Below are 23823 nucleotides of genomic sequence, written 5' to 3' on the forward strand. Positions count from 1 at the left end.
TTTTATGATGCGTCGATGCCACCAAATTTGTGGCTGCGAACCGGAGGAAGGGACACCTATGTTCGATAAGATTTTGATTGCCAACCGGGGTGAAATTGCCTGCCGTGTGATTAAGACAGCCCGCAAGATGGGTATCAAAACGGTCGCGATCTATTCAGATGCTGACCGCAATGCATTGCACGTCAAAATGGCGGATGAGGCGGTTCATATTGGCCCACCACCAGCGAACCAATCCTATATCGTGATCGATAAGGTCATGGAGGCGATCCGCCAGACCGGGGCGCAGGCTGTGCATCCGGGATACGGTTTCTTGTCCGAAAACAGCAAGTTCGCAGAGGCACTTGAAGCAGAAGGCGTTGCATTCATCGGCCCCCCAGTTGGCGCGATCGAGGCCATGGGTGACAAAATCACCTCAAAGAAAATTGCGCAAGAAGCGGATGTCTCAACGGTTCCGGGTTACATGGGGCTGATTGTAGATGCTGACGATGCTGTCAAAATTTCCAACGAGGTTGGCTATCCGGTGATGATCAAAGCCAGCGCTGGCGGCGGTGGTAAAGGCATGCGGATCGCATGGAATGATGAAGAAGCACGCGAAGGATTTCAGTCGTCCAAGAACGAGGCGGCGAACTCTTTTGGCGATGACCGGATCTTTATCGAAAAATTTGTAACGCAACCCCGCCACATTGAGATTCAGGTGCTGTGTGACGCTCATGGCAACGGGATTTATCTGGGCGAACGCGAGTGTTCGATCCAGCGCCGAAATCAAAAGGTTGTGGAAGAGGCCCCAAGCCCGTTTCTGGACGAGGCCACTCGTAAGGCCATGGGCGATCAGTCGGTCGCTTTGGCGCAGGCGGTGGGATACACCAGCGCGGGTACGGTGGAATTCATCGTCGATGGTAACAAAAATTTCTACTTCCTCGAGATGAACACCCGTCTGCAGGTGGAACACCCAGTGACCGAGTTGATCACTGGCGTTGATTTGGTCGAGCAGATGATCCGCGTCGCTGCGGGTGAAAAGCTGACAATTGGCCAAGACGATGTTCAACTGAACGGTTGGGCGATTGAGAATCGTCTTTATGCCGAAGATCCTTATCGCAACTTCCTGCCCTCAATCGGTCGCTTGAGCCGTTATCGACCGCCATCCGAAGTGTCAGCTGGTCCGATGGCCGCGGCAGGGACATGGCAAGGTGATGCGCCCGTGGGTGACACTGCTGTCCGTAATGACACCGGTGTTTATGAAGGCGGCGAGATCAGCATGTACTACGATCCGATGATCGCCAAACTTTGCACATGGGGGCCAGATCGTGCTTCAGCTATTGAGGCGATGCGCGTGGCTTTGGACAGTTTTGAGGTTGAAGGAATCGGTCACAACCTGCCATTTGTGGCAGCCGTAATGGACCATCCGACCTTTATCGCCGGTGAAATGACCACGGCCTTTATCGCCGAAGAATATCCGGACGGGTTTGAGGGTGTCACATTGCCCGAGGACGCCCTGCGTCGGATTGCAGCTTCAAGCGCCGCAATGCACCGGGTTGCAGAAATTCGCCGCACGCGAGTGTCTGGCCGGATGGATAACCATGAGCGCAAAGTTGGTTCCGACTGGGCTGTGTGTCTACAAGGGCAGCGGTTTGATGTTATTATTGATGCAGATCCGGAAGGGTCCACAGTAACCTTTGCGGATGGCACACAGCACCGTGTCGCATCAGATTGGACGCCAGGCGATCAACTGGCTGTACTGGATGTTGATGGTGCGCCGCTGATCCTGAAGGTCTGCAAAATTCCGGGCGGGTTCCGTATCCGCAATCGGGGCGCTGACATGAAGGTGCATGTGCGCACCCCGCGTCAGACAGAGTTGGCCGAGCTGATGCCGGAAAAGATGCCGCCGGATACCTCCAAGATGCTGCTGTGCCCAATGCCGGGCCTGATTGTTGGTGTGAATGTTCAGATCGGCGATGAAGTGCAGGAAGGGCAGGCGCTTTGTACCGTTGAAGCGATGAAGATGGAAAACATCCTGCGCGCGGAAAAGAAAGCCATTGTCACCAAAATCAACGCAGCGGCTGGCGACAGTCTCGCAGTTGATGAAGTGATCATGGAATTCGAATAGAGGATAGTACGCTTTCAAATGTTCCATCTTTGTTCTAGTTTCATCTGGCGAATCCTGCCAAGTGGAGATGCGGATGCAGTCAATTCAAGTCGAGGTGCTTTACCTCGACATGAACAGCTATTTCGCCAGTGTGGAACAACAGATCGATCCCAGCCTGCAGGGACGGCCGGTTGGGGTGCTGACCGTGGATCAGGCAAACGCCTGTTGTATCGCGGCCAGTTACGAGGCCAAAGCCTGCGGCGTGAAAGTTGGAACCCGGCGCAGCGAAGCGGTGCAGCTTTGCCCAGACATCCAGTTTCGGATGGCCAAGCACGACCTTTATGTCGACTATCATCATCGCATTCTGGACGCGGCCAGTCAGATTTTGCCGGTCGAGAAGGCGCAATCTGTCGACGAGTTTTATTGCAGGCTTTCGGGCGCAGACCGATCTTTAGGGCGGGCGCTCGAATTGGCGCAGGAGATGCGACAAAGCATCTACAATCAGGCGGGGCAGTATTTGCGATGTTCCATCGGTCTTGGCACAAGTGTTCTGTTGGCCAAGCTGGCGGGCGAGCTGCGCAAGCCCGATGGGTTGGAATGGCTTACGCCGCAGGTCATGCCGAACAAGATCGCGCATCTATCTTTGCGCGATGTGCCGGGCATTGGTCGACGCATGGCACAACGATTGGCGGGGGCGGGTATTCTGACAATACCGCAGCTTTATGCGTTGAACCCGAAACACGCGCGTCAGATTTGGCACAGCGTCGAGGGCGAGCGCTTTATCCGGGCCCTGCAGGGCGAGGATATCTCAATCTCGACGGCTCCGGAAAAACGCTCGATGGGGCATGGGCAGGTCTTATCACCCGAAAACCGGACGCCCTCGGGGGCCAGGTTGGTGGCGCGTCGACTACTGATCAAGGCGGCAACTCGATTGCGGCGAGATCAGTATTTTGCAACCTACCTTCATGTATCGGTGAAATGTCGGCGACGTGGACGGTTAAGTTTGGGCGGCAGCTTTCCGGCGACGCAGGACAGTTTTCAACTGTTGCGGCATTTCCGGCTGTTCTGGACGTCTTTGAAGCCGATTCAACCTGGGTCAGTGAACGTCATGTTGGGGGGGCTTGTGGCGCAGTCCGGGCATATCGCCGATCTGTTCGAGGATCGCAATGCTGCTGGGGAGCTGACCGAGCGCGAAAAACTATGTCTTCTGGTCGATGGCCTCAATCAGCGTTATGGGGCAGATACTGTGTTTTACGGGGAAAAGCCAATCAGCATGGCGCGTTACACAGGGGCGAAGATCGCCTTTGGGCGTGTGCCACTGCGTTGCGAATTTCGCGATTGAAACAAACCGGTTATCGGGCCTCGCGCCGGTCGTGGACTTCTTGCTGGCGCAGAGGCATCTTGTCGATGGCGCGGGTAATTTCGCGAATATCCCATGGCAGCGGTTTGCGCAGGTATATGTTGCCGTCTTTGCCGATCAGCACCAGCATAAAGCCACGAGGGCGCAGTCCTGTGCGTAGGGAACTCAGCGGTTTGGGCGTCGTGTCGGTCAGTACGATGACATCGCGCTCGGCCAGTTCACCCAGCCCCTCAGTGATGTATCCCATCTGCTGTTCGAACCGGGGGTCTTTGTCGCTGTCGGCGAAGATCACCAGTGGCCTGTTCACCCAAGAATACGCAGAAAGATCGGCTGTCTCACCCTCGACAATGATTGATGCTTCAGGGGAGGTCGAGCTTTCGGATAGCTCTTGCGCGCCAGCAACTGACGTGGTGATCCCGAAAACGAACAATGCAAAATATTTTACCATCACGGCTCCTGTCGCCACAGATATAGTCTTATGGATACGAAATGCTATGGCAGATGACCATGCAATTCTCAGAAATTTCATAGAGATAACTAAAAACCCGCAGATGCGCACCACAGCACAAGAAGTGGAAGCATGATGGCTGCCCAGACACCAAAGAATTCCGAAATTGGGGCCGAGCGCGCGCCCCTGATGAGATGAAAGAGGACAATCTGATGACTTCCAATAAAGACGAATGGCGCAAGATTGCCGAAGGAGAGCTACGCGGCAGGCCAGTTGACGACCTGACGTGGAATACGCTTGAGGGCATTGATGTCCAGCCGCTTTATACTGCAGAAGACACGGCTGATCTGGAGCATATGAACACCATTCCGGGGCAGGCACCTTTTACCCGTGGGGTGAAGGCTACGATGTATGCGGGGCGCCCTTGGACGATCCGCCAGTATGCGGGTTTCTCCACTGCTGAGGAATCCAACGCTTTCTATCGTCGCAATCTGGCAGCGGGCCAGCAGGGAGTTTCTGTTGCTTTCGACCTTGCAACGCACCGCGGTTACGACAGCGACCACCCGCGTGTGGTGGGGGACGTTGGTAAGGCTGGTGTGGCCATCGACAGTGTTGAAGATATGAAAATCTTGTTCGACGGTATCCCGCTGGATAAAGTTTCTGTCTCGATGACCATGAACGGCGCGGTAATTCCGGTTCTGGCTAGCTTTATTGTCGCGGGCGAGGAGCAAGGACATGACCGCAGCTTGCTGAGCGGCACCATTCAGAATGATATTCTGAAAGAGTTCATGGTGCGTAATACGTATATCTACCCGCCTGAGCCTTCTATGAAGATTGTTAGTGATATTATCGAATTTACCGCAAATGAGATGCCTAAGTTCAACTCGATCTCGATCTCGGGCTATCACATGCAAGAGGCCGGTGCGAACCTGGTGCAAGAGCTGGCCTATACGCTGGCGGATGGGCGTGAGTATGTCCGCGCCGCGATCGAAGCGGGCATGGATGTGGATAAATTCGCGGGACGGCTGAGCTTCTTCTTTGCTATTGGCATGAACTTCTTCATGGAAATTTCAAAACTGCGGGCGGCGCGCACGTTGTGGCACCGCGTAATGACAGAGTTTGGCGCCAAAAACGAGCGTTCAAAAATGCTGCGCACGCACTGCCAGACCTCTGGTGTGTCGTTGCAGGAACAAGATCCTTACAACAACGTGATCCGCACGGCTTACGAGGCGATGAGCGCGGTTCTGGGGGGCACACAATCCCTGCACACCAATGCTCTGGATGAGGCGATTGCCTTGCCGACAGACTTCTCGGCCCGCATTGCCCGCAACACCCAGCTGGTCTTGCAAGAAGAAACCGGTGTGACCAATGTGGTTGATCCTTTGGCGGGCTCTTATTACGTCGAAAGCTTGACTGGAGAACTGATCGATAAGGCCTGGGCCTTGATGCAGGAAGTCGAAGAAATGGGGGGCATGACCAAAGCTGTAGCCAGTGGCATGCCCAAGCTACGGATCGAAGAATCCGCGGCCCGCCGTCAGGCGATGATTGATCGTGGTGACGAAGTGATTGTCGGTGTGAATAAGTATCGCAAGGACAAAGAAGATCTGATCGATATTCTGGACGTTGACAACGTTGCAGTCCGTGAAGCGCAAGTCGCCCGGTTGGAGAAAATCCGCGAAACCCGTGATGCCGCCGTTTGTGAGGCTGCATTGCAAGAACTGACCCGCCGTACCCGTGAGGGTGGCAACCTGCTTGAGGCCGCGATTGAAGCGGCCCGGGCGCGTGCATCTGTAGGAGAGATCAGCATGGCGATGGAAGATGAGTTCGGCCGCCACCGCGCCGAAGTGAAAACACTGGCTGGCGTCTATGGCGCTGCCTATGAGGGTGACGAAGGTTTTGCCGCCATTCAAAAGTCAATCGAAGGTTTTGCCGAGGAAGAGGGCCGCCGTCCGCGCATGCTGGTCGTTAAGATGGGGCAGGACGGCCATGACCGCGGCGCTAAGGTTATCGCAACGGCATTTGCCGATATCGGTTTTGACGTCGATGTAGGTCCGCTGTTCCAGACGCCCGAGGAGGCGGCGCAGGATGCGATTGACAACGATGTGCATGTTATTGGGATCTCCAGCCAGGCGGCGGGCCACAAGACACTGGCACCAAAACTGATCGAGGCGCTTGAGGCACAGGATGCAGGCGATATCATCGTGATCTGTGGCGGGGTTATTCCGCAGCAAGACTATGAGTTCCTGAAAAACGCAGGGGTAAAGGCGATTTTTGGCCCCGGCACCAACATCCCCGAAGCCGCACAGGATATATTGCAGATTATTCGCGAGGCGCGCAGTTAACTTCGTATCAGGAATATGTTTTTTGTCTTCGACACGTTCAGGCGACCAACAGATCGCCTGTTCTTGTTTGAGCCAAAACTTTATGGAATTTGTACGTAAGCGTTTGGCGAACCCGCCCTTGCGAGGTTTGCCACACTTTGCGATTGCCAGTAAAATAGCGGTTGATATCCTCAGCTATTTTTTTTCCTCGGAGACACAAGAGCGAAGTTAGTCAACTATAGTAACTACGTGGAGGCCAGTTTGTAAGCGATGTATGCGTCTCATGGCATCGGGTTTCAGCGTGACGTGAGGTTTTGTCCTTTACTGCTTTGAAAAATTAACCTGACAAAGCCTGAATCTGAACAAAGCAATTGCATCTGACTAGAACAAATCGATAGGGCAACGTAACATTTACTAAGCTATCTCTGCTGAAGTTAGCGTAATTCAATTACGGGATGCTATTTTAAGATTATGCCAGATTGCGTGCCGCTCATCGTGTATGAATCCGCTTCTATGCGCGTAGTACATTTTCGTTCACAAGAGAAGAATGCGCCGGTTATCGTGACATTTCCCGATTTGGATTGGCCTTTGGGTTTCAGCCAAGGCGGGTGGGCGCTGAATTTTCTTAATAAACGTGGAGCTGAAGTTTTAGCTGTCCAGATTAAATCTGCTTTATGGTACCAAGATGCAGATTTTTTTCATGCGATGGAACAAGTTAAAAACTACTTACCTGAAGGGAAAAAGCTCACAACGTACGGGTCAAGTATGGGAGGTTATGGCGCGATCCTCGCGGCGAGGCATCTTGGTGCGCAGCGCGTTGTGGCTGCATGCCCGCAATTTTCAATCGATCCTGCGGTCGTTCCATTTGAACGAAGGTACAACTCTTACGTAGAGGCCGTAGGTGAGTTTCGGTACGACATTCTCAAAGAATTGGATAATAGTATTGAATATTTCTGCCTGTTCGATCCGAGCCACACACGAGATCGCAGACATGTACAGCGGCTCGCCATACCAGCGAAATGGCATAACGTGATTATCCGCGGCGCGGGTCACGCGCCTTTGCGTACTATCGTCGAGGCCGGAGCCCAGGATGCCCTCTATTCATTGCTGACTTTCCATGACAACGGTGTCAATTTACGTAATCGCTTTCGGGAAAGACGTCAAAACAGCCCATACTATGTTAAGAGAATGGGAAATCTCACAGCATCAAAAATCAGAACCAGACATTTCCACCAACTGTTCAGGGAGCTTGCCCAACAAAATGGTATGTGGAAAATGGCAAATCGATGGGCGGTCAATAGCGATAAATTGGCAACGCAAAACCCTATCCCAATTGCTAAGACGGCTCAGTTTATGGCGCGTCGCTCGAAGACTAACGATGACGCATTTGTAGAAAAATCTGTGCGCCTTATGTGTGGCGCATTGCGATATCCTCTGACGTGTGGTGAAGCAGAAATGCATTATGCCTTTCGAGCAAGCACAGGTATTGCAGCCATGATGACGCCGACGGGCGATGGTCCATATCGTTGGAACGCTGAAACGAATGACGGGCCTGTTATGGATACAGGCGTATACGACATTCATAAGACGGCTAGCTGTATAGAGCAGATTGAACAATTTTCACCAAAATTCCCTTACATTGTTGATATGCAGGATCGGCGGGTGCGATCTCTGAAAGAGTCCGGCGCATCCGGTGTTTTCCCTGTTTTTTCATTCAATCAGGTCCGTACGAACCGCCAACGCGTTCTATGGCCATTAAATCGTTATCATGATCTTGGGGGCAATCAATACCTGGATCACGTAGATCCGACTGCAGTACCTTGGAAAGCTAAGGCCTCAAAAATTATCTGGCGTGGAGGCACAACAGGACATGTTGTTAAACCAGATGGAATAAATAGAGGTTTACGCTACAAGCGTATTCTAAGGCTATATAGCAGTGGCGAATTGGATAAAGCGGCTGCAATGAAACATTTACTCAATGTTCCCCGCTTCAATATAGTTAATGCGTTTCAACACAGCAACTTTACAGACTTTGGTTTTGTTGGAAACTGGGGGAAAACTGAAGATGAGGATTCATTGCACTATGGAATGTTCAAAGACCCACTGTCGGTATCTGAACAGCAAAAATATCGTTACATTGCAGTGATGCCGGGTCAGGACGTGGGGTCTAGTTTGTATTGGACGCTTAATAGCGGCTCAGTTGCATTCGTGATGGAGACCCCTTTTGAAACTTTTGCATCTGGTCACTTCCGACCGTGGGAACACTATATTCCCTTTGCTCAAAACGGCGGTGATTTGGAAGGAAAATTTGCGTGGGCTGAAGACAACCCAGATGCCTGTCTTACAATGATTCAAAATGCGCAATCCGTTTGTCGTCTTTTGGCACGCAGCGATCTGAGAAATCGAATATTATCCATAACAATCATGCGCTTAAACAAAATTATTGCGACTTAAATGATAAATGGTATCCGTTAAGCGTAACCGCTATTTAGTTCCCATCTTCCAATTTTGACTGCAGTTTTTGTATTCGTGATTCATGGATTTGAAGGAGTTTCTCCATGGACCGTACACTTGAGTTCTCAGGGATGTGAATGATGTTGGTCGTAGGTGCCCTCGCTGGCCTCAAGATGTGAAGGTGCGGATGATGGTTCGACGGTTACATTTGTTCTGCCTGTAGCTTTCCGTGATTAATGTGCGGTTGAACTCCTTTGATTTTTGCGTGCAACTGTCAATGATAGGGTATGGGCGTTATCCTTGTCGCTGCCCAACCTGCAGAAATGAGACTTGAGATGTTAGAGCTGGACCATATCGCGATTGCCTGTGAAACACTGGAAGACGGGCGAAACTGGGTTGAAACGACATTGGGGGTGACGTTGCAACTCGGCGGGCAGCACGCGCATTTTGGCACCCACAACATGCTACTGGGCTTGGAGGATGGGCTGTATCTAGAGGTCATAGCCACGGATCCTGATGCGCCGCCTCTGCCTTATCCCCGTTGGTTCGATTTGGATCGCTTTACCGGGCAGGCACGTCCTGCGATCTGGATTTGTCGCACAGGATCGTTGAGTGAAGCGATTGCGCAATTCGAGGGGGCAGGCACTGCGGTGCCATTGGCGCGTGGTGATCTGCGCTGGCAGATGGCGGTCCCGGATAGTGGGATTTTGCCCTATGACAACATGTTTCCTGCGTTGATCGAATGGCAATGCGCCCCGCATCCTGCTACGCGGTTGGATCGCTCAGGGTGTAGGCTCGCTCAAATAATCGTGCAGCATCCTCAAGCCGCAGAGCTAGAAGCCACTTTACATTCTCGCCTGACTGACCCGCGTGTCGTGTTTGAGCAGGGCCCGGCCAAACAAAGCTATGTGTTTGAAACACCAATGGGGGAGAGGATCCTGTCATGAGGATTCGGGCGGCAAATAGCAGTGATGCCGCCGACATTGCGACGATTTGGAACTTTTATATTCGCGAAACTGCAGTGACGTTTACGACATCGGCAAAAGCACCTGCAGCCATCGCGGCTGTGATCAGTGAAAAAACACAGATGGGTCTGCCGTTTTTGATCATCGAAGATGCGGGTAAGGTGTTGGGTTTTGCCACCTATGCGCAATTTCGTGGTGGACCGGGATATGCCCACACGATGGAACACAGCATCATGTTGTCAAAGGTGGCTACCGGCGGCAGGATGGGTCGCGCCTTGATGGCTGCGCTTGAAGCCGCGGCTTGTCAGGGTGGTGTCCACAGTCTGGTGGCGGGAATTAGCGCAGAAAATCCGGATGCGATTGCCTTTCATAGAGCGATAGGGTTCACACAGGCCGGGTATATTGCCAAGGCTGGTCGAAAGTTTGGACGCTGGATGGATTTGATTCTTTTGCAAAAAATGCTGGATTGTCGCACTGACAACCCAAGACAAAGCCGTTAGGTTGAACGCATGTCTTTATGGACCCGCATATCGGATGCTCTGTCAGCTCTCGCCAATGGGGAATCTCTGAGCGATATTCTGGACCGCCTGCGCACCCCGCCAGAGCGTAGCGTAGCCTTTGCCATTGCTGTGATCGGTCTGGGGGCCAAAATGGCCAAGGCCGACGGTCTGGTTACCCGTGACGAAGTGGCTGCCTTTCGCGAGGTGTTCCAGATTGCCCGCGATGATGAGGCCGGGGCTGCCCGGGTGTTTAATCTGGCGCGGCAGGATGTGGCGGGGTTTGAAGAATATGCCGAGCGGATCAAAAGCATGTTCAAAGAAGAAGAGGGCGCCTTGTGTGATCTGATGGAGGGTTTGTTTCACATCGCGATTGCCGATGGGGTTTACCATCCGAATGAGGACATTTTTTTGGAACGCGTGGCCGAGATCTTTGGTATATCTCAAGCCGGGTTTGCCGCATTACGCAGCCGCTATGTACCGGATGCGGAACCGGATCCTTATGTGGTTCTGGGGGTCAGTCCAGACACCCCGATGGCTGATATTCGCAAGGCTTGGCGTAAACTAGTACGGGATAACCACCCGGATCAAATGATCGCGCGCGGCGTTCCGCAAGAGGCAATCAAGCTGGCTGAAAAACGCATGGTTGATATCAATCATGCGTGGGAGGCGGTTAATCAGGGGGGCTGAATATGCGGATCGCGACTTATAATGTTGAATGGTTCAATGCTCTGTTCGATGATGATGGGGCCTTGCTGGATGATGGCGAATGGTCCGCGCGTTACGATATCACCCGTCGCGATCAATTGGCAGCTTTAGGTATTGTCTTCAACGCACTGGATGCCGATGCTATCTTGATAGTTGAAGCTCCGGATCAAAACAAACACCGCAGTACTGTTGCGGCGCTGGAACATTTTGCTGCCGCGATGGGCATTCGCGCGCGCCGCGCCGCCTTAGGCTTTGCCAATGACACCCAACAAGAGATTGCGCTGCTCTATGATCCCGAACAACTTTCTTGTGTGCATGATCCAAAAGGACAGGAAACCGGCAAAAAAGGCTCGTCTGATGCGCCGCGATTTGACGGCGTGTTCAGGATAGACTTGGACATTGATGCCACCGAAGATCTTGTGGTGTTTTCCAAACCTCCGATTGAGCTGGCGATCACGCCGCGGGATGGCGTGCCGTTTCGATTGATCGGGGCGCACCTGAAATCAAAGGCTCCGCATGGGGCACGGGGGCGGGATGAAGCGATCAGAATGTCGATCGCAAATCGGCGCAAACAACAGGCGCAGGCGGTCTGGCTTAGGCAGCGAATTGATCAACATCTAGGGGCAGACGAGCCGGTGATTGTTCTGGGCGACCTCAATGATGGCCCCGGGTTGGACGAATATGAGCATCTCTTTGGTCGCTCGACAGTTGAGATTATTTTGGGGCAAGAGGGTGATCACAGGCTTTATGACCCACATGCGCGGCAGGCGCTGACACGGCGTTTGGGGGCGCGGTATTCATCGGCAAGGTTCTATCTATCACAAGAAAAGCGATATATGCAGGCGCTGTTGGATTATATTATGATATCCCCGCATTTACGGGGTAAAAAACCGCGCTGGCGGATCTGGCATCCGTTTGATGATCCGTCCTGCTGGCAAGTGCCGGAATTGCGCGATGCGCTAATCATGGCGTCCGATCATTTTCCGGTCACATTGGATATTGAGTTGTGATCATGGACTGCGACCTTAAAATTTCACAACAGGCACTTATATTGAGATCATGAAACGAATTTTGCTTATGACCGCGACTCTGGCCCATCTGGCTGTACCTTCCTTTGCACAGGAGGCTGAGCGCAAGGATGAGGTGAATGATGGTCCATCGCTGATGGAACAAGGCATGCAAATGTTGTTAGAAGGCTTCCTAAGCGAGATGGAGCCCGCACTGAAAGATCTCGAAGGCATGGCCAGTGAAATGGAACCTAGCTTGCGTGGACTGATACAGGACATGGGGCCTGCATTCATCGACTTACTGGGCAAGATCGAAGATTTCAGCGCCTATCACCCGCCTGAGATTTTGCCCAATGGCGACATCATCATTCGTCGCAAAACACCTGAGGAACAGGAGACTGAGGAGCCGCAGAAAGATAACGCTGAAGAAGAAATCGATATCTGATCTGACTCAGGTTTGGATCGTGACCTTGGCCATGGCCTCCAGCGTCTCCGCCAGAGAGTGATAGCGCGCCTGCGCGACCTCGCCAAATAATGGGGCAGTTTTATCTGTCAGGTGCAACTCAATTACCCGTTTTTTCGGATACCAGCTGAGCTCGACCGAAGGGGATTCCATATCAAACCAAAGCATCGCAGCAAGGCGCATGGCCTTGCCCAGCACTTTGGCCTCATAGGCGTCTTTTGGTGTGATCAGATGCATCAGCTTTTCAAACCGGGTGCCTGAGCTGCTGTTGGAATAGCGGTAATGCAGGGCCAGACCTAGAAACACTCGTTCAGAATGCTTTAACCCACCCAAGTTGGAACGTGTGGCATTTTCAAAGCAATCTTCAGCGCGGTAATCCGGGTGAGAGCGCCAGCTGACGTCATGCAATAGACAGGCGGCTTTGACCAAACGAATACGATCGGCTGTTGCCTTTTTGAACAAGGGCGAAATGAAGTTGTATGTTACCTTGCCTTGTCCGGGGCGGCGGGCATCTTTGGATTCAGCAAAATGGCAGGATTCAATCAGCGGGTCGCGGTCGCGCAGGCGTTGCGGCATCTGTTCGTACAAAAGCCCTTCGCGAATGCCATAGCTTGAGATGGCGATATCATGCGGTTTGAAAGTTTTCACAATCTCGCGCAGGACCTCAGCGGCATGAGGAACAAGCGAAATCCGGGCAGAAGACACATCAGCCTGCACCTTGAGGGTATCAAGATTGGTCAGGGCGATGTAATCGGCGGTATCGCGTACGGCCTTTGGCGTCATGCGGTATTCGTGCAGCACCAGTAGGGGGTAACCCCGGCGTGCCATGTCAATCTTGGCAATTGCGCGCCATGATCCACCAACCAGAAACAGGCGGTTTTCTTGAGGCCCAAGCGCCTTATGCATGCCCGACAGCGTGTCGCGGATCAGTTCTTTTCGGGCCTTTTTGCCGCCCTTCAATTCACGTAGCTTAAGGGGCCCAAGATCTGAACTGATGCGATTTCCAACCTCGCCGCCATTGATCTCGGCCAGCTCCATTGATGACCCACCGATATCGCAAACTAGGCCATAAGCACCAGGCCATCCCAGTAGCACACCTTGCGCCGATAGGCGGGCCTCCTCCTGACCGTCTACAACCCAAAGTTTGATTCCGGTTTCGCGTTCGACCTCGTCGCGGAATTCAGGGCCGTCTTCTGCCTCTCGTACCGCGGCGGTGGCGACAGCACTCAGCGGGCCGGTTCCGATGGCTTCGCCCAGCAATTGGAACCGTTTCAACGCGGCCAACGCCCGAACACGCCCCTCGGGGTTAAGCCGCCCGGTTTGCGCCATACCGGCACCAAGCGCGCACATGATCTTTTCGTTAAAGAAATAGGCCGGGCTGCGTGCAGCGCCATCAAAAACGACCATACGAACAGAGTTAGAGCCGACATCAATCACACCAACGCGGCTAAGTGCGCGTGCTGAAGGGTCATTGAAAAGAGGGCGGCGAAACGGCCTCCAGTCTTTTGGCGCAGTTGCTCCAGTGGTGTTCATATGATCCCCCGGTCGTAATTTTTTGTTGTGTATGCGCCAGCAAAGCAGGGCGGTCAATCTTTGGTGTGTGTCAGTTTTGGAACATCAGAAGCCCCGGCAGATCCACGACCAGACAGGGATGGGTTTTCCATAAAGAACCTGTGGCAATTGAACGCAAACTTGCCCTTTGGTGGCTCTGGTCGGGTAAAGCGTCCATCGGACGACATGACCCAACTCTGCGCCACATCTGCCAGATTTGCGGCCATTACCTGGCTGACAATTTGGGCTTTGACGGTGGCATTCTCGATCTCAATCAAGGTCTCAACACGCCGGTTCAAGTTGCGTCCCATCCAGTCGGCAGAGCTGATGAAAACTCGTGCTTTTCTGGATGGCAGGCCATGACCGTTCCCAAAACAGACAATTCTGGAATGTTCCAAAAACCGCCCGACAATGGATTTGACACGGATGTTTTCGCTTAAACCTTTGATGCCGGGTTTCAACCCGCAAATGCCACGTACAACCAGATTGATTTTCACCCCGGCGTTTGAGGCCGCATAAAGCGCATCGATCACATCAGGGTCGATCACAGAATTCATTTTGGCCCAGATCTCGGCTGGTTTTCCGAGTATTGCATATTCAATCTCTTTTCCGATCATCTCTAGCAACTTGGGTTTGAGAGAGATTGGAGAGATTGACAGGTTATCCAATTTTTCAGGCTGGGCATAACCCGATAGATAGTTGAACACTTTGGTGGCATCCCGCCCCAGTGAGGTATCACAGGTGAAAAAGCTTAAATCAGTGTAAATCTTGGCGGTGATCGGGTGATAGTTGCCCGTACCATAGTGGGTATAGGTCACCAGATTTTTACCTTCACGGCGCACAACGGTTGAGATTTTGGCATGTGTCTTGAGGTCAAGAAAGCCGTACACAACATGCGCGCCTGCACGTTCAAGGCGGCGGGATTGGCGAATGTTTGCAGCCTCATCAAACCGGGCTTTTAGCTCGACCAACGCGGTGACAGATTTTCCATCTTCGGCAGCCTCGCACAGGGCCTCAACAATCGGGGATTTTTTTGAGGTTCGGTACAGCGTCTGTTTAATGGCCACCACATCGGGGTCACGCGCTGCCTGCGCCAAAAAGCGCACGACCATATCAAAGGTCTCGTATGGGTGATGCAGCAACATGTCCTTTTGGCGAATGGCCGCAAACATATCGCCATCATGGTCTTGCACGCGTTCAGGCACCCGCGGGGTAAAATTGGGCCACAATAGGTCAGGTCGACTATCAAGCACCAGTTCTCCTAAATCGGCCAGACCGATCATGCCTTTGACCTCGACCACCTCATCGGGTGAGACGTGCAATTCTTGCATAATGGTGCGGCGCAGTTGCCTCGGAGCGTCGCCTGAGATTTTGAGGCGCACCACCTCCCCGCGACGGCGGCGTTTTAGCGCGACTTCGAATTCGCGTACCAGATCTTCGGCCTCGTCTTCAACTTCGAGGTCACTGTCGCGCAGGACACGGAAACTACAGTGTGATTTGTATTTATACCCCGGGAACAGGCTGCTGAGGTGCAGCAATAGAAGCTCTTCCAGTGGTAAAACACGATGAGTGCCGTTTGAAGATGGCAACGTTACAAAACGGTCAATCTGATGCGGAATTGGCAGCAGGGCCATCAGCGGTTTTTTGTCAGAGTTACGCTCAAGTTGTAGGGCCAGCGAAAAACCAAGGTTGGGAATGAACGGGAAGGGATGTGCTGGATCAATTGCAAGCGGTGACAGAACGGGAAATACCTGATTGAGAAAGATATCTGCCAGATAGGTTTTGTCGTCTTTGCTTAGGCTGTCATTGTCGAGAATGGTGATTTGCGCAGTTTCCATTTCTCGGCTCAGGATTTCAAATGTGTTTTGCTGTGCCTCAAGCAATTGTCGTGCGTCTTCGTTGATCAAGACCAGCTGCTCAGCCGGTGTCAGGCCGTCATAGGCTGGGGTGGTGTTGCCAGCACGGGCTAGCTCACGTAGGCCGGCGACACGGACGTTGTAAAACTCATCCAGATTGTTGGCTGAGATCGACAAAAAGCGCAGCCGTTCCAACAGCGGCACACGGGGATTCTGCGCCTCTTCCAACACACGCCAGTTGAACGCCAACCAGCTGAGCTCACGGTTGAAGAAACGACCAGGGCCAGATTTGTCTAAATCCTTGAACTCAACAGGTTCAGGCAGCGGTGAGGATAAAAAATCAGCGTTTGACATATGTTAGGTTTACTGGGCGAATGTGACAGTTTCTAGAAAAAAACGGCGCTATTCCTCTTCATCCAGTAGTTTGGCTGCCATATTGCGTGTAATTGGCCGCCCGGTTTGTAAGGCGAGCGCATCCAACCGGGTGATGATTTTCTGTGCGGTATCAAAGGATCGATCAATCCGGCGGGTTAGATATGGAATCGTTTCTGGGCTGGGCAACAGTTGTCGATCTGACAATAGCTTCATCAAAACGGCGGACAACAATGTGTCATCGGGCGGACCTAAAGTGATTGTTGGTGTGCCCTGCATCCGGCTAGTCAGATCTGGCAGCGTCAGGGGCCAACGCGACGGTGCGTTGGATGCCGTGAACAACAGCGAATGACCTTCGGCTAAGGTCAGATTGTGTAGGTGAAATAAAGCCTGTTCAGCATCTGGATTACCTGCGATCGTCTCGCAATCCTCAATGGCAACAGGTCCTGATGCAAGGGATGGAACATCTTGCTCTAAGAGGTTGTCTGCTGCAATGATCTGCGCGCCGCTGAGGGCGGCCCAAACGTGGGTTAGATGGGTTTTGCCAGAGCCGGACGCACCAGTAAGGCATAATTTGCGCGCTGACCAGTTTTGCCAACCTTCGATCATTGCTACGGCTGTTGCATTTGAGGGGGAGACGAAGAAGTTCTCCCGGCCCAATGCCTGCCGCACTGGTAAATCAAAGCTCAGTTGTTCGGCCATGACTGCGGTCCTTAATGTCTTGTGATCTTTACTGCACGTCGGAATTGTCTAGCCCGCGATACAGAAGGCTTGACTTATACTGGCCAATGGCAAAGCGCGCAAACACCCCGATTGCAGCCGCAAGCGGCACGGCAACCAGCATGCCGACAAAGCCAAAAAGTGCACCAAAGACGGATAGTGCGAAGATCAACCAAACGGGATGCAGACCCACGGAACTGCCAACCAGTTTGGGGGTTAGGAAATTACCCTCAAGCATTTGGCCGATCATGAAGATACCTGCAACCAGAGCAACCATGACCCAATCGCCCCAGAACTGGAACAAGGCCAATCCGATTGCGAGAGCGCCTCCAATCAGTGCCCCCAGATAGGGAATGAAGGTGACCAGACCAGCCACCGCGCCAACTAAGAGACCAAACTGCAGCCCCACGATCATCAGCGCAATCGAATAATAAGCCCCTAAAATCAGGCAAACGGTTCCCATCCCACGCACAAAGCTGGCAAGCGTTCGGTCAACTTGTTTAGCAAGCTGGCGAATGATTGGGGCATGATCCCGCGGGAGCAGATCATCTACCTTTGCGACCATATGATCCCAGTCATAAAGTAGATAGACCGCCACGACGGGGGCAATCACCAACAAGATGATGACGTTTACGATGGATGCCGCCGAACCCAGAACAGCCTCTACAAAGGCTGGGCCTTTTTCTTTCAGCGTTGCACCGATTGAATCCAATACTTCGCGCAGCGCTGAATTGCGGTCATCAATCTGAGGAAGGCGCTCTGAGATGAGGACATGCAGTTGATGGAACGCTTCGGGTGCCGCTTGAAACAGGGCGACGGCCTGCTCAATTAATGCCGGAATAAACATCAAAATGGCGGCGGCGAAGACCAGAATTGACAACAAGGTTATGATCCCGACTGACAAGGCGCGAGAACACCCTATTGCCTCGAACCGATCAGCAATTGGATCAAGCATGTAAGCAATGGCAGCCCCGAGAACGAATGGCATAATCACATCGCCTAAAAACCACATCAAAACAAAGAATATCGCCGTCGCGATGCCCCAGGATTTCAGTTGTGTCTTTGCTGATAATGCCATGCTGGCCTCTGTTCTGAAAATGTGCTGCTCAGTCATCGCTTATGCGTGGAAAGTATGCAAGTGGGCTATACAATTTGCGCATCTTCTTCTGTCTTCTAACGTGGATCTCGTTTTGTGGTTGATAACATGGCTTGTCTGATGCCGCACAAAACCATAAACGGGGCCAAACACCAATTTTGCTGAGGTTTGATATGCGCCTGTCCCGATACTTTCTGCCGGTCCTGAAAGAAACACCGTCTGAGGCTCAGATCGCAAGCCATCGGTTGATGCTGCGGGCTGGTATGATCAAGCAATCCAGCGCCGGGATCTATTCTTGGCTACCGCTGGGGTTCAAGGTGTTGCGTAAGCTGGAAAACATTGTGCACGAAGAACAAGTACGTGCAGGTCATGTACCAATGCTGATGCCAACCTTGCAATCTGCGGATCTTTGGCGCGAGTCGGGTCGCTATGATGACTACGGTCAGGAAATGCTTCGCATCACCGATCGGCATGATCGCGATATGCTCTATGGCCCAACCAACGAAGAGCTGATTACCGATATCTTCCGCTCTCATGTTGGTAGCTATAAAGACTTGCCATTGACGCTCTATCACATCCAGTGGAAGTTCCGCGACGAAGTTCGCCCACGCTTTGGCGTGATGCGCGGCCGCGAGTTCTTCATGAAAGACGGGTATAATTTTGATCTGACCAAAGAAGATGCACTGCACGCCTACAATCGCCATCTGGTCAGCTATCTACGTACCTATGAACGTATGGGCCTGCAGGCCATTCCAATGCGCGCCGATGGTGGTCCCATTGGTGGCGATTATACGCATGAATTCCTGGTGCTGGCCGATACAGGTGAATCTGAGGTGTTCTATGACAGTGCCGTCACTGACCTATCATTTGGCGACCGTGAGATAGATTATGACGATCACGCGCAGTGCCAGTCGATCCTTGAGGAATTCACTTCGAAATATGCCCGCACGGACGAAACCCATGATGAGGCGAAGTTCAGCGAGGTTCCTGAAGATCGTCGTCGTGTTGCGCGCGGCATTGAGGTTGGGCAGATCTTCTATTTTGGTACCAAATACTCTGAGGCGATGAACGCTATGGTGCAGGGCCCTGATGGTAAGAAAGTGCCGGTACATATGGGCAGCCACGGCATTGGTGTGTCGCGCCTGATTGGTGCGATCATCGAGGCAAGCCATGACGACAAGGGTATCATCTGGCCGGAGGGCGTCACTCCGTTCCATTGCGGTATCGTGAACCTCAAACAAGGTGACGAAGAAGCGGATGCCGCTTGTGATGCGCTTTACAAGTCACTCACTGCGTTGGGACTGGATCCGCTATATGATGATCGCAAAGAACGGGCAGGCGGCAAGTTTGCCACTATGGATCTGATCGGTTTGCCATGGCGGATTACCGTTGGCCCACGCGGGCTCAAGAATGGCGTGGTTGAGCTAACCAGTCGCCGCACTGGCGAAAGCGAAGAACTGTCTCCAGAAGAGGCGGTTAAACGTATCGCTGAGATTTACGCGGGCCTCTGAAACAGATGGCGAGCTGAAGGCCCGCCTCATACGGGTTTAATATGATCTGCGGATGGGGCCTACTTCAGTAGGGCATTGATCCCACCTGTTGCCATGCGTGTATGAACGGTGTAGGAAGCGGCCCGTCGCGGTCGCAGCCTACCCGCGCTAAAAAAACAAGGATGACACCATGAAGACGATCGTGATCTGCTCAGGCGGGCTGGATTCTGTATCATTGGCACATAAAGTAGCTGCAGAGCATGAGCTTTGTGGCCTGCTGTCGTTTGATTATGGACAGCGTCATTCCAAAGAAGTGGGATATGCTGCAGATTGCGCCAAGCGTTTAGGCGTATTGCATAAAGTCGTAGATATCCGGGCCATTGGCGCAGCATTGAACGGCTCGGCTCTGACTGATGATATAGATGTGCCGGATGGGCACTATGCTGAAGAGACGATGAAAATCACCATTGTGCCCAACCGCAACGCCATCATGTTGGCGATTGGCTTTGGTATGGCCGCTGCAGAAAAGGCGGATGCTGTTGCAGTGGCAGTACACGGTGGTGACCACTTCATTTACCCAGACTGTCGCCCGGAATTCATTGATGCATTTCAAGTGATGCAGAATGAGGCGCTTGATGGCTATGCTGATGTGCAACTCTATGCGCCCTATGTGAATATCTCAAAAGCGCAGATTGTCGAAGATGGTGCAAAGCACAACACGCCCTTTGGTGATACTTGGTCGTGCTACAAGGGCGGTGAGCGCCATTGCGGGCGTTGTGGTACCTGTGTCGAGCGGCGCGAGGCGTTCCATCTGGCCGGGGTGGAAGATCCAACTGATTATGCCGACCCGGACTTCTGGCAGGCGGCAATAGAAGGGGCACAGTAATGTACCGGATCACCAAAGAATTCGCCTTTTCTGCCTCTCATCAGCTGTTTGGCTTGCCCGAAGGGCACCAATGCGGGCGGCTGCATGGTCACAACTATGTTGTGATGATTGAACTGTCAGGGCAAGAGCTGAACGCCAACGGTTTTGTGCGCGACTATCAGGAGCTCGCGCCGTTTAAGGCTTATATCGATGATACCTTTGATCACCGTCACCTGAACGAAGTGTTGGGGGATGATATGGTCACGGCAGAACGTTTGGCCAAACATTTCTATAACTGGGCCAAGGCGCGCTGGGTTGAGGTCAGCGCCGTGCGGGTCAGCGAAACACCCAAAACCTGGGCGGAATACAAGCCGTGAGCGAGAAGATCCGAGTTTCGGAAATCTTTGGTCCTACCATCCAAGGCGAGGGGGCTGTCATAGGTGTGCCCACGGTGTTTGTGCGTACGGGGGGCTGTGATTTTCGCTGCTCCTGGTGTGATAGCCTGCATGCGGTTGATCAGGAATACCGCCATATGTGGGCACCGATGTCTGCCCAGGCGGTGTTGGATGAGGTTCAAAAACTCGCCAACGAAGAACCTTTGATGATCACTCTGTCTGGGGGAAACCCCGCTATTCAACCACTTGGTGGGTTGATCGATCATGGGCATGCGCAAGGCTATACCTTTGGCATGGAAACTCAAGGCAGCGTGGTCAAAGACTGGTTTGCCAAGCTCGATATGCTGGTGCTTAGCCCCAAGCCGCCTTCCAGCGGGATGGAAACCGATTGGGATGTGCTGGCTAGATGTGTCGAGCAGGAGGCCGCGCAGACAGTTCTGAAAATCGTGGTGTTTGACGAGGTGGATTTTGCCTATGCACGGGAGGTGGCAGGACGGTTTCCAGACCTTCCCATCTATCTGCAGCCGGGCAATCATACCCCACCAACGCCTGAAGATGATGACGCCGAGGTGGACATCGAGGGCATAGATGAACGTATGCGCTGGCTGGTTGATCAGGTGATTGAAGTGAAGTGGTATAGTGCGCGAGTGCTGCCCCAGTTGCATGTGATGCTGTGGGGCAACAAGCGCGGGATCTGAAAAGGAACGGATATGAGCGATATCTACAAAGATTTAAAACAGCTAGGTGGCGCAACGGTCCAGCCGCAAATCCCGGAAGAGGCCGAGCTGGAGCGGGTGCAAAATCCGCAGGCGGATGTGTCATACAATGTGCGATTTACTGCGCCAGAGTTTACGTCGCTTTGCCCGATGACCGGACAGCCCGATTTTGCCCACTTGGTGATTGATTATGTTCCGGGCCAATGGTTGGTAGAAAGCAAGTCACTTAAGCTTTACCTCACATCCTTCAGAAATCATGGTGCTTTCCATGAAGATTGCACCGTAAGTATCGCGCGCCGCTTGGCAGAGTTTCTGGAGCCGCAATGGCTGCGCATCGGTGGATACTGGTATCCGCGTGGCGGCATTCCTATTGATGTTTTCTGGCAGACCGGTGGTATGCCTGAGGGTGTTTGGATCCCTGATCAGGGCGTGCCACCGTATCGAGGGCGTGGCTAACATACAACTTTCTGGGTGAGGCTGTATCTTATATACGTGGCGGTGGTCGCCGGCGACGAGCGCTGAAAGCGGTGTTTCCGGCAATCGCTAAGAGCAAGATCGCACCCCCCAATAGGGTGTATCTGGAGATCATCTCACCCAGAAACAGCCAGACCCAGAACGGACCGAGAATCACCTCGGCCAGAGACAGCAGTGTCAACTCTGCTGCGGGTACAGACTTTGACCCTAGGGTGTAAAGCACCAACCCGGCCCCGACTTGAAACACGCCCATGGTCAGGGCGATGGCGCCATCGCGCTGGCTTAGGGTCAGAGGTAGATCAAGGATTAAGCAAATTGCGCCCATGATTACGATTGCCAAGAGACCGGATAAAAACACGATCGGGAGCATTTCTCCGTTTTTACCCCACCGTAACGCGATAGTGAACACAGCAAACCCAAAGGCTGATGCAAGCGCTGCGATATTTCCGATCACTGCGGTGCTGCCAGATTCATCCCAGACCATGATGCCGATACCGACAAGAGCCACGGCGATCGCACCCCAAGTGTGTGGTTTGACCTGCTCCCTTAGAACGATAAGTCCCAAGATTGCGGCCATGAAGGGTGCACTGGCGAACAATAACATGGCATTGGCCACTGATGTGGTTTGCATGGCATAGATGCCGCCCGAATAGGCCGCAACAAGCGCCAGCGCACCAATCAGCCCGGCCCAACCGGTAAGCCACACAAGCTTGAATGGGCTTTCCCCTGTTCTGAACAGGATCACGACATAGAGCAGCGCAGACAGGCCAAAGGACCGGTAAAACAGGATCTGCCAAACTTGCACATCCTCAATAAGGCGGATGCCAAGGCCGACAGTTGACCATAAAACGCCGGAAAGGCAGACAAACATTATGCCGTGCGGGTCTCGAAACGTCTCAACCGATGTGGTGGTTGTCGCGCTCATCTCAGGTCGTCATCATAGGCATTATAAGCTGTTAACGGGTTGCCCGGTGCATAGGTGGTCTCGGCAACAAAGGGTTGCTCTTTTGAGCCGCGCGCAGCTCGAATTTCGCGCAGACCAACATAGAGCCCACTGGCGATGATAATGCTCATGCCGATGAAGGTCGCAGTTGGTGGAACTTCGTCCCACATGAAGTAGGCCAGAATGGTTGCAAAGGGCAGGTAAGTATAATCAAAAGTTGCAACCAGACTTGGGTTGGCGATCTGGTAGGCGCGCGATAACAAGATCCAACCCACAGTGCCCAAAAGGCCAAGAACAACCAGCAGTAGCAGATCGTGCGTATCCTTGATGCCAAAGCTCCATTGCAGGTGGCTGTATTCGGGGCCAAATGCGAAAATCTGGTTCATGCCCCAACCCATGGGCAGGATCAAAATGCCAGATATGGCCAAAGTATACAGGCCAACGGTCAATGAGCTTTCGCGTTCGCCGATTTTGCGTGCCAGAACCTGAGAAGCGGCATAGGTTACGGCACAGCCAAGCGGTAATATGGCGATCCAGCTGAAATCACCGCCAAAGGGGTTCATCGCAATCAGGATGCCGATAAATCCGACAATAAGGGCACCAATACGGTGCGGTCCGATCTGTTCCTTCAGGAACAGGGCGGCCATCAACGCGGTAATCAGCGGGGCTGAGAAGAAAATTGTTGTCACCTCGGCCAGTCCCATGAACGGAAAGGCGGCGTAAAACATGCTGAATCCGCTGGCAAACAAGAAGGCGCGCAGCAGGTGCAGGGGCCAAAGTGGTGTGAACAGGCGATGAGGTTTTCCAAGGATCACGATCAATGGGATCAATAGCGAGACAGCAACCACGGCCCGCATGAAGATCAAAAACCAGATCGGATGCAGATCCAGCATGGTTTTCATCATGGCGTCCTGAAACACAAAGACAACCATGCCTAGCTCAACAGCAATGATGCCTTGCACAGAACGTGAAGGGGCGGTGTAGGTGGATGGTGATATCGATGTCATGGGGCACCTTTCGGCTGTCGCGGTTTGAATTT

At 52.9% G+C, this 23823-nt stretch carries 21 protein-coding genes; 14 read left to right on the forward strand and 7 right to left on the reverse strand.

The features are described 5' to 3' along the window. Nucleotides 1-58 precede the first annotated feature (58 nt). Nucleotides 59-2104 carry an acetyl/propionyl/methylcrotonyl-CoA carboxylase subunit alpha gene (locus tag D9A02_RS10355; RefSeq protein WP_120500901.1) on the forward strand — a complete coding sequence of 682 codons (2046 nt, stop codon included), beginning with the start codon at nucleotides 59-61 and terminating at the stop codon, nucleotides 2102-2104. A gap of 73 nt (nucleotides 2105-2177) precedes the next feature. Next, on the forward strand, nucleotides 2178-3425 hold the full coding sequence (locus D9A02_RS10360; protein ID WP_162933029.1) for a hypothetical protein: 1248 nt from the start codon (nucleotides 2178-2180) through the stop codon (nucleotides 3423-3425). A gap of 10 nt (nucleotides 3426-3435) precedes the next feature. Here the strand turns inward: D9A02_RS10360 and D9A02_RS10365 are convergent, their stop codons facing one another. Continuing rightward, complete coding sequence (locus tag D9A02_RS10365) at nucleotides 3436-3891, reverse strand: DUF4174 domain-containing protein (protein WP_120500903.1); 456 nt, start codon at nucleotides 3889-3891, stop codon at nucleotides 3436-3438. Nucleotides 3892-4103: 212 nt separating this feature from the next. Between D9A02_RS10365 and scpA the strand changes: the two genes are divergently transcribed. The 7 genes from scpA (at nucleotide 4104) to D9A02_RS10400 (ending at nucleotide 12288) form a co-directional block, all read left to right on the forward strand. Beyond that, entirely contained in the window at nucleotides 4104-6233 is a 2130-nt protein-coding gene (gene scpA, locus D9A02_RS10370; protein WP_120502477.1) for a methylmalonyl-CoA mutase, read from the forward strand. A 492-nt stretch (nucleotides 6234-6725) separates the two neighbouring features. Beyond that, complete coding sequence (locus D9A02_RS10375) at nucleotides 6726-8666, forward strand: glycosyl transferase family 90 (RefSeq protein ID WP_162933030.1); 1941 nt, start codon at nucleotides 6726-6728, stop codon at nucleotides 8664-8666. Nucleotides 8667-9001: 335 nt separating this feature from the next. Beyond that, nucleotides 9002-9613 carry a VOC family protein gene (locus D9A02_RS10380; protein WP_120500905.1) on the forward strand — a complete coding sequence of 204 codons (612 nt, stop codon included), beginning with the start codon at nucleotides 9002-9004 and terminating at the stop codon, nucleotides 9611-9613. Then, nucleotides 9610-10131 carry a GNAT family N-acetyltransferase gene (locus D9A02_RS10385; protein WP_120500906.1) on the forward strand — a complete coding sequence of 174 codons (522 nt, stop codon included), beginning with the start codon at nucleotides 9610-9612 and terminating at the stop codon, nucleotides 10129-10131. The genes D9A02_RS10380 and D9A02_RS10385 overlap by 4 nt, the downstream gene beginning before the upstream one ends. A gap of 9 nt (nucleotides 10132-10140) precedes the next feature. Continuing rightward, complete coding sequence (locus tag D9A02_RS10390; protein ID WP_120500907.1) at nucleotides 10141-10818, forward strand: DnaJ family molecular chaperone; 678 nt, start codon at nucleotides 10141-10143, stop codon at nucleotides 10816-10818. Nucleotides 10819-10820: 2 nt separating this feature from the next. Continuing rightward, nucleotides 10821-11846, forward strand: a complete 1026-nt coding sequence (locus D9A02_RS10395; RefSeq protein WP_120500908.1) for an endonuclease/exonuclease/phosphatase family protein — start codon at nucleotides 10821-10823, stop codon at nucleotides 11844-11846. 49 nt (nucleotides 11847-11895) lie between these two features. Further along, nucleotides 11896-12288 (forward strand): hypothetical protein, encoded by a 393-nt coding sequence (locus D9A02_RS10400; RefSeq protein WP_120500909.1) that lies wholly within the window; start codon nucleotides 11896-11898, stop codon nucleotides 12286-12288. A 6-nt stretch (nucleotides 12289-12294) separates the two neighbouring features. On the opposite strand, the gene D9A02_RS10405 is transcribed toward D9A02_RS10400, so the two are convergent. The 4 genes from D9A02_RS10405 to D9A02_RS10420 are packed head-to-tail and all read right to left on the reverse strand — an operon-like array spanning nucleotide 12295 to nucleotide 17883. Further along, nucleotides 12295-13839: a Ppx/GppA family phosphatase gene (locus tag D9A02_RS10405; RefSeq protein WP_120500910.1), complete on the reverse strand. Its 1545-nt coding sequence runs from the start codon at nucleotides 13837-13839 to the stop codon at nucleotides 12295-12297. 53 nt (nucleotides 13840-13892) lie between these two features. Then, entirely contained in the window at nucleotides 13893-16067 is a 2175-nt protein-coding gene (locus D9A02_RS10410) for an RNA degradosome polyphosphate kinase (RefSeq protein WP_120500911.1), read from the reverse strand. Nucleotides 16068-16115: 48 nt separating this feature from the next. Continuing rightward, nucleotides 16116-16787, reverse strand: coding sequence for a DnaA/Hda family protein (locus D9A02_RS10415; protein ID WP_120500912.1), 672 nt, complete (start codon nucleotides 16785-16787; stop codon nucleotides 16116-16118). 28 nt (nucleotides 16788-16815) lie between these two features. Then, nucleotides 16816-17883, reverse strand: coding sequence for an AI-2E family transporter (locus D9A02_RS10420; RefSeq protein WP_120502478.1), 1068 nt, complete (start codon nucleotides 17881-17883; stop codon nucleotides 16816-16818). A gap of 191 nt (nucleotides 17884-18074) precedes the next feature. On the opposite strand from D9A02_RS10420, the gene proS reads away from it, so the two are divergent. The 5 genes from proS (at nucleotide 18075) to queF (ending at nucleotide 21823) form a co-directional block, all read left to right on the forward strand. Then, complete coding sequence (proS, locus tag D9A02_RS10425) at nucleotides 18075-19412, forward strand: proline--tRNA ligase (RefSeq protein ID WP_120502479.1); 1338 nt, start codon at nucleotides 18075-18077, stop codon at nucleotides 19410-19412. A gap of 169 nt (nucleotides 19413-19581) precedes the next feature. After that, a complete protein-coding gene (queC, locus tag D9A02_RS10430) occupies nucleotides 19582-20277 on the forward strand; it encodes a 7-cyano-7-deazaguanine synthase QueC (RefSeq protein WP_120500913.1) in 696 nt (231 codons plus the stop codon). After that, entirely contained in the window at nucleotides 20277-20633 is a 357-nt protein-coding gene (queD, locus tag D9A02_RS10435) for a 6-carboxytetrahydropterin synthase QueD (protein ID WP_120500914.1), read from the forward strand. Before queC ends, queD begins: the two co-directional genes overlap by 1 nt. Continuing rightward, the gene (gene queE / locus D9A02_RS10440) at nucleotides 20630-21349 is read left to right on the forward strand and encodes a 7-carboxy-7-deazaguanine synthase QueE (RefSeq protein ID WP_120500915.1); all 720 of its coding nucleotides are present in this window, start codon (nucleotides 20630-20632) and stop codon (nucleotides 21347-21349) included. The genes queD and queE overlap by 4 nt, the downstream gene beginning before the upstream one ends. A 12-nt stretch (nucleotides 21350-21361) precedes the next feature. Next, entirely contained in the window at nucleotides 21362-21823 is a 462-nt protein-coding gene (gene queF / locus D9A02_RS10445; RefSeq protein WP_120500916.1) for a preQ(1) synthase, read from the forward strand. 28 nt (nucleotides 21824-21851) lie between these two features. Here queF and D9A02_RS10450 read toward each other — a convergent pair whose 3' ends face one another. Both D9A02_RS10450 and D9A02_RS10455 read right to left on the reverse strand, forming a co-directional pair. Beyond that, nucleotides 21852-22766, reverse strand: coding sequence for a DMT family transporter (locus D9A02_RS10450; RefSeq protein WP_120500917.1), 915 nt, complete (start codon nucleotides 22764-22766; stop codon nucleotides 21852-21854). After that, on the reverse strand, nucleotides 22763-23791 hold the full coding sequence (locus tag D9A02_RS10455; RefSeq protein WP_120500918.1) for a DMT family transporter: 1029 nt from the start codon (nucleotides 23789-23791) through the stop codon (nucleotides 22763-22765). Before D9A02_RS10455 ends, D9A02_RS10450 begins: the two co-directional genes overlap by 4 nt. Nucleotides 23792-23823: the final 32 nt, after the last annotated feature.

The sequence above is a fragment of the Roseovarius sp. EL26 genome, from assembly GCF_900327775.1.
Classification (GTDB): domain Bacteria; phylum Pseudomonadota; class Alphaproteobacteria; order Rhodobacterales; family Rhodobacteraceae; genus Roseovarius.